The 6,685-nt window shown below is 68.0% G+C and carries 6 protein-coding genes; all 6 read right to left on the bottom strand.

Annotation, left to right across the window (positions count from 1 at the left end):
• Positions 1-1,489: 1,489 nt before the first annotated feature.
• The gene (locus DKT69_RS38195; protein ID WP_161557781.1) at positions 1,490-1,660 is read right to left on the bottom strand and encodes a hypothetical protein; all 171 of its coding nucleotides are present in this window, start codon (positions 1,658-1,660) and stop codon (positions 1,490-1,492) included.
• A 240-nt stretch (positions 1,661-1,900) separates the two neighbouring features.
• A complete protein-coding gene (locus tag DKT69_RS07925) occupies positions 1,901-3,472 on the bottom strand; it encodes a recombinase family protein (RefSeq protein WP_109800927.1) in 1,572 nt (523 codons plus the stop codon).
• Between the two features lie 10 nt (positions 3,473-3,482).
• Positions 3,483-4,235 (bottom strand): YebC/PmpR family DNA-binding transcriptional regulator, encoded by a 753-nt coding sequence (locus DKT69_RS07920; protein WP_109800926.1) that lies wholly within the window; start codon positions 4,233-4,235, stop codon positions 3,483-3,485.
• 218 nt (positions 4,236-4,453) lie between these two features.
• Positions 4,454-5,059, bottom strand: coding sequence for a pyridoxal 5'-phosphate synthase glutaminase subunit PdxT (gene pdxT, locus DKT69_RS07915; RefSeq protein ID WP_109800925.1), 606 nt, complete (start codon positions 5,057-5,059; stop codon positions 4,454-4,456).
• A 5-nt stretch (positions 5,060-5,064) separates the two neighbouring features.
• Positions 5,065-5,982 (bottom strand): pyridoxal 5'-phosphate synthase lyase subunit PdxS, encoded by a 918-nt coding sequence (gene pdxS, locus DKT69_RS07910; protein ID WP_109800924.1) that lies wholly within the window; start codon positions 5,980-5,982, stop codon positions 5,065-5,067.
• A 149-nt stretch (positions 5,983-6,131) separates the two neighbouring features.
• Positions 6,132-6,635, bottom strand: a complete 504-nt coding sequence (locus DKT69_RS07905) for a hypothetical protein (protein WP_109800923.1) — start codon at positions 6,633-6,635, stop codon at positions 6,132-6,134.
• Between the last annotated feature and the right edge of the window lie 50 nt (positions 6,636-6,685).

Below are 6,685 nucleotides of genomic sequence, written 5' to 3'. Positions count from 1 at the left end.
AATGTCACGGAATGGTCACGGTGTTTGTCACGCTGGTTCGTGCGTTTCCGCAGGTCAAGCCGCGGTTTCATGTAAACGTGACCGGGAATGGTCACGAAGTCACGCGCACAAAAACGGGCCTAAGACATAGGGAATCCAGAAGTAATCGCCCAGAGTTATTTGTGTGCCGTGGTACCCCGATTAGCCCGCTGTGACGCTTTCTAAGGGCCCGCTAGCGCCGGGCCTACCCCATACCCTCTAAAGCTCTGCAAACGGCTCACAGGCCGTTTCAGCGGGTTTTACAGCACGGTAGGCGCGTACGGATCAGGGCGTGGGCCCTTGCGTCCCCGTGAGGTCATCCTGTTGCCCCATACCGTGTTGCCTGTGTGGCAGGCAACGAGCCATGAGCGCATGTCTAGCGGGTTGCTGTAATCCGTGTGCTCAACGGTTGCGTCTCTCCCCACGGGGAAGCCACAGAAACAGCACCGGGTGCCCTGGTCGATTGCTGCCCGCAGGAATGCCCGGCGCATCCGTCCGTATGTGCCGCTGGTTCGGAACCCTCGACTACCCCCCGGCGGAATCAGCCGGGGACGGTAACCCGTGTTCGTTACGTGAGGCACCTCAACCGAGCAGCGGACGGGGTTACGTACCGGGGCCGGCTTCCGTGCCGTCCCCGTATCGTCCTGGTGCTCATCGCAGTAATCCGGTCCGCTGCCCGGCAGCATCACGGGGCATCTTCCCTGGTTGCCGTTGCATAGCTTAAGCGTCGCCAACAGTCACCTCCTGTCTCAAGATCAACGCGAAACTCTCTCTTGGGTCTAGCCGGGGTGGTTGAGGTTGAGGGGTTGTTGGTAGTAGGCAGCCCGTAAGGCTGCCCTTAACTACTGCCGTTGTCTGTTCAACCCACCAAGGCGAAAGGGCACCCGTAGGTGCCCGTTACTTAATGGGACCCTCTTGGGAGGGTCATTGGGAAGGTTGTGTCTGCGGTGACAGACATCCCCTGTCTGCCGGGGCAGACATCCCCTGTCTGCGGTCGCAGACACCTACCGCTCAGGGATCGTCAGGGCATACACCTTTACGCCGCCCCGGTGGGTCGCGTAGTGGGCTAGCCAACCGTCACCAGCTAGCCCGTTGATGTGCGTGTAAACGTTCTGCCGTTGGACGCCAGCAGCTTTCGCAACCGTGCTCGCCGCCGGCCGCACGTCCCGTCCCGTCTTTGGGGTGGCATACGTCGAGAGGATAAACGCAACCTCTTGCCGCTTTCCCGTGACGTCTTCAGCGTCACGAATGGCAGCCTGCCACTCCCATACGGGAACCGCGCTGAAATCCCGCGTAGGCTCCGCCCGCTTCCGGGGCGGCACCTCCCGGACCGTGCGCGCGTTCGCCACATAGTGCGCGGTAGCCGGAGAAACATCCTCCGGGCCACACGGGGAAACCTCGGAAGGACACAGCCAGCGTCGCTGGTCCGCAGAAAGAGTCTTAGTGCCGTGCGGGCACTCCGGCCCGCCGTTCACATGATCCCCTCATCGGCGAACGCCTGAGCAATCTCCCAAATGCTCAACACGTCAGCCTCACTCATGGCCGGATCATCGGAGGCGGCGTCAGCCCATTCCGCCACGCTCAGACCCTCCGGGGCGTAAATGGTGTGACCCTCCCAGGTGATGCACCTATCAGCGTTCATTGGGAAACCTCCTGTTTTTGGGCAGGGTTCAACCCCGCGTGTAAACGTCATTGATTGGAACGGGCCCCAGTCGGGGTGGCCCGTGGCCCCCTGGTGCTGATGATGGTTTCATGCCCCAACAGGGCAGCCGCCCGTGTAAACGCGGTCACCGCTGGTCCGCTGTCAGCCGTTGTGAGGGCATAGAGAAACCCCGGCAGGCACGGACACCTACCGGGGTTAGTTCGTCGTTCTACGGGCCGCTCAGGGCGTCCCGCTGGTCAACCTGGCCGCATGCTCCAACACCCGCCGCTGTAGGTCGTGCGGAATCTCCACCGACACCCGCCCACCAGTAGCGGGCCCGGAAGGTTCACCAGGGAACAGGGACCGCGTACGGACAGGCTCAGCGTGCACGTTCACCCGGAGGCCAGCGTCAGCCAGGAACGCCCGCCGTTCCTCCACCGTCGCCAGGGCGTCCCACGTCTCACGGAACGTCCGCCCGGTGGGCACCATGTCCCAGCGGTCCGGGACATTGGGAAGCTCCGCCAGGGCGGCCCGCTTGCCCTCAAGGCTCAGGTACATGGACCGATACTCAGCGGTTCCCCGGTCGCCGGAGTACAGACCGGCGGCCCGGTCGTCCCGTAGCTCAGTGAGCGCCTGGTCTACGCGGGCCAGCTCCGCCGTGTGATCCTCGCCCGGGATTAGCCGGCGTTCCATCACCTCAAGGTCACCGACCATGCCCAGGAACACGGCCAGGGCGTCAGCCTCCACCGTCTCCGCCCGGGGTGCTTTCGCTTCACACTTCAAACCCCGCTGAGTACGGCCAGAGCAACGGTAGTAGCGGTATTCCTGGTTCCGCTCCGGCTTCACCATCCAATGAAAGTGAAGCGGTGAACCATCCTCGCCGCAGAAAGCTAGACCGCTCAACAGGGCCGCCGGAGCGGCCCGGTACTTGGGTTTGCGCTTCCCGTCTAGTGCGTGCTGCAACGCCTTCCAATCCGCCTCCGGGATCAGCGGTTCCGCCCGCTGGACGGGTAGCCCGTCCGTATCCCGCACTACGCGGCCCATGTGCTCAAGTTGGCCCAGCAGGGCCCGGGAAACGAGCATGCGCCGCAGCGTCGTATCGGTCCACGCTTGAGGCTTCCGGGGCGTCCCGTCCTTGTGAGCCCGGGTTTTCCCGTCCCGGGCCGCCGCATGGTCACGGGGCGAGGGAACGCCACGGGCGTTCAGCTCCCGGGCGATACTGGCAGTGCTCTTGCCGTCGATCACGTCAGCCACGATGCCCCGCAAAGTCGGCAGGGCGTCTAGATCGTGCGCCAGGACGTAACCCTTCCCGGAGGGGTGCCGCGCCTTCCGGTAGCCGTAAGCGATGCTGCCGCCGTGCCAACGGCCCTCCTGGCGGGCGTGCCGCCGGGAATCGGCGGAACGGGCGGCAATCGTCTTACGCTCAAACTCAGCGAAGATCGCTAGAACTTTGGCGACTAGCTCCCCGGTATCCGTGGACGTGTCCACGGCATCCATGTACGCGGCAACGTGCTTCCCGCGCTCCCGGGCCCAGTCGATCAGTTGGACGAAGTGCAGCAGGGAACGGGAAATGCGGTCGATCTTCATTCCCGCCACAACGTCGAAAGGGGCGGGAGGCTGGTCGCCCAGCCACCGCCCCAACTCCGGCCGTTCCCACGGGGCTACCGCCCCGGACACGTCCAAATCCTCAGCCCAGCCAACGATGATGTGCCCGTGGGCCACGGCCCACGCGGTCAACCCGGCCCGCTGCCGCTCAGGCGACGTGGTTTCGTCCGTCTCCCGGCTAAGCCGGATCACCCCAAGTACGCGCACAGGGCGGAGGCTACACCTCGATTTGTGCTAGCGTCTCATCCGGCACGTCGAAGTTCGCGTAGACGTTCTGCACGTCGTCGCAGTCCTCCAGCACGTCGATCAGCTTGAAGACCTTGCGCGCGCCCTCCTCGTCCAGCGGCACGTTCATGCTGGGGATGAGGGAGGACTCGGCCGACTCGTACTCGATGCCGGCGTCCTGCAGCGCGGTGCGGACCGCGATCAGGTCGGTCGGCTCGGAGACCACCTCGTACGCCTCACCGAGGTCGTTGACCTCCTCGGCGCCGGCGTCGAGGACCGCCATCATCACGTCGTCCTCCGTCGTGCCGGTCTTGGGCACGATCACCACGCCCTTGCGGGAGAACATGTACGACACCGAGCCGGCGTCGGCGAGCGAGCCGCCGTTGCGGGTCAGCGCGGTGCGCACCTCGGTGGCGGCGCGGTTGCGGTTGTCGGTGAGGCACTCGATCAGCATCGCCACGCCGTTCGGGCCGTAGCCCTCGTACATGATGGTCTGCCAGTCGGCGCCGCCGGCCTCCAGGCCCGAGCCGCGCTTGACCGCGCGGTCGATGTTGTCGTTCGGGACGGAGTTCTTCTTCGCCTTCTGGATGGCGTCGTAGAGCGTCGGGTTGCCGGCGGGGTCGCCGCCGCCGGTCCGGGCCGCGACCTCGACGTTCTTGATCAGCTTGGCGAACATCTTGCCGCGCTTGGCGTCGATGACGGCCTTCTTGTGCTTGGTGGTCGCCCACTTTGAGTGGCCGGACATCTCATACCTCCGTCTGTTGACTCACGCCTGCGTCGACTGTCCGCGCCAGCTCCACCGCCTGCACCGGCGGCTGGTCGGGTGGAGGGCTGCGGCGGGCGGTGAGCCCTGCCGAACCGCGGCAATCCTACCGAGGTCACTCCCCCCGGTGTCACACGCGCACCGGGCCGGGCGTGGAGCGGGCCCCCCTCCCGGCGGGAGGGAGGCCCGGGTCGGACCCCTCAGGCGGCCCGGACCAGCTCCACGAAGTAGCGGTGCAGCCGCAGGTCGCCGGTGAGCTCCGGGTGGAACGAGGTGGCCACCAGGTTGCCCTGCCGGACCGCGACGATCCGGTCCGCGGCCGGCCCCTCGGTGACCCGGCCCAGCACCTCGACGCCCGCGCCGACCCGCTCGACCCAGGGGGCCCGGATGAAGACGGCGTGGAACGGGTCGCCCTCGACCCCGGCGATCGCCACCGGCGCCTCGAACGAGTCGACCTGCCGGCCGAACGCGTTGCGCCGCACCGTCATGTCGATGCCGGCGAAACCGCGCTGGTCGGGCCGGCCGTCCAGGACCTCGGTGGCCAGCATGATCAGGCCGGCGCAGGACCCGTAGACCGGCATGCCGCCGGCGATCCGCTTGTCGATCGGCTCGCGCATCTCGAAGATGTCGGCGAGTTTGCTGATGGTGGTGGACTCGCCGCCGGGGATGACCAGCCCGTCGACCGCGTCCAGCTCCGCCGGACGGCGTACCGGGCGGGCGTCGGCGCCGGCCCCGGCCAGGGCCGCGACGTGCTCGCGCACGTCGCCCTGGAGGGCGAGCACCCCGATCTTCGGCTGGCCACCCATCGGCGTCACCAACCGCGCTCGGCCAGGCGGTGCGGCTGCGGGATCTCGTCGACGTTGATGCCGACCATCGCCTCGCCCAGACCACGGGAGACCTTGGCGAGCACGTCCGGGTCGTCGTGGAAGGTGGTCGCCTTGACGATCGCGGCGGCCCGCTGGGCCGGGTTGCCGGACTTGAAGATGCCCGAGCCGACGAAGACGCCCTCCGCGCCGAGCTGCATCATCATGGCGGCGTCGGCCGGGGTGGCGATGCCGCCCGCGGTGAACAGCACCACCGGCAGCTTGCCCGTCTGGGCGACCTCCTTGACCAGCTCGTACGGCGCCTGCAGCTCCTTGGCGGCGACGAAGAGCTCGTCCTCCGGGAGCGACTGCAGCCGGCGGATCTCCTGGCGGATCTTGCGCATGTGGGTGGTGGCGTTGGAGACGTCACCGGTGCCCGCCTCGCCCTTCGAGCGGATCATCGCCGCGCCCTCGGTGATCCGGCGCAGCGCCTCACCCAGGTTGGTCGCGCCGCAGACGAAGGGGACGGTGTAGGCCCACTTGTCGATGTGGTTGGCGTAGTCGGCCGGGGTCAGCACCTCGGACTCGTCGATGTAGTCGACGCCGAGCGACTGCAGGATCTGCGCCTCGACGAAGTGGCCGATGCGGACCTTGGCCATCACCGGGATCGAGACGGCCTCGATGATGCCGTCGATCATGTCCGGGTCGCTCATCCGGGAGACGCCGCCCTGCGCGCGGATGTCCGCGGGCACCCGCTCCAGCGCCATCACGGCGACCGCGCCGGCGTCCTCGGCGATCTTGGCCTGCTCGGCGGTGACCACGTCCATGATCACGCCGCCCTTGAGCATCTCGGCCATGCCCCGCTTGACTCGGGCGGTGCCGACGACGGGCGTGGCGTTGGCGTTCGGGGAGGTGGATTCGGACACGGGTCATCGCTCCTTGGGCGTGCTCAGGGGGTGGCTGCGAAAATGCTACGACGAGGTCAACGCCGGTCCGACAGCCAATCAGACCCACGGTGGCCTGCGGTGTGGCCCGCATCACCCCTGACCAGGGCCGCTGAGCGGCCGGCACCGGGTCAGCCGGTGGTGACGTCCGCCGGGACGGCGAGGGTGGGGTCGTCGACGTCGAAGTAGCGCGGCCACTGGTGCCGGCGCCCCATCCGGAACAGGCGTACCAGGGGGCGGCCGCGCGCCGACCGCGCGTCCCGAACCAGGTCGGTGTGCACCTGTCGGGCCAGCGCCAGCCGTCGGCTGGCCGCGATCACCGCCTCACACGCCGGGTCGGCCGGGTCCAGCTCGACCGCGCGCAACTGCCGGGTGAGGTCGTTCTCGGCCGCCTCCCGCTCCTCCGGCGGGGCGTCCAGGGCGATCCGCGCCGCCGCGTACAGCTCCACGCCGTACCGCTGCTCGGCCAGGACCGCCGCGGCCGCCGCGCGGCGCAGCAGGTGCGCGTCGAGCGCCCGAGCCGCCGACTCCGCGCGGGCCTGCAGCCGCTCGACCCGGCCGGCCGTCCAGATCAGGTACGCCGCGACGAGCCCGACGACCAGGATCGTGCCCACCACCCACCACATGCCCGGCATCGTAGTGCTGCTCCGTTCCCGCCCGGTTCGGCGCGGCTGCCGCCGACGCG

The sequence above is a fragment of the Micromonospora sicca genome, assembly GCF_003172935.1.
Classification (GTDB): domain Bacteria; phylum Actinomycetota; class Actinomycetes; order Mycobacteriales; family Micromonosporaceae; genus Micromonospora; species Micromonospora sicca.
Note: the sequence above shows the minus strand (reverse complement) of the source record. Positions and strands in the feature narration are given on the sequence as shown.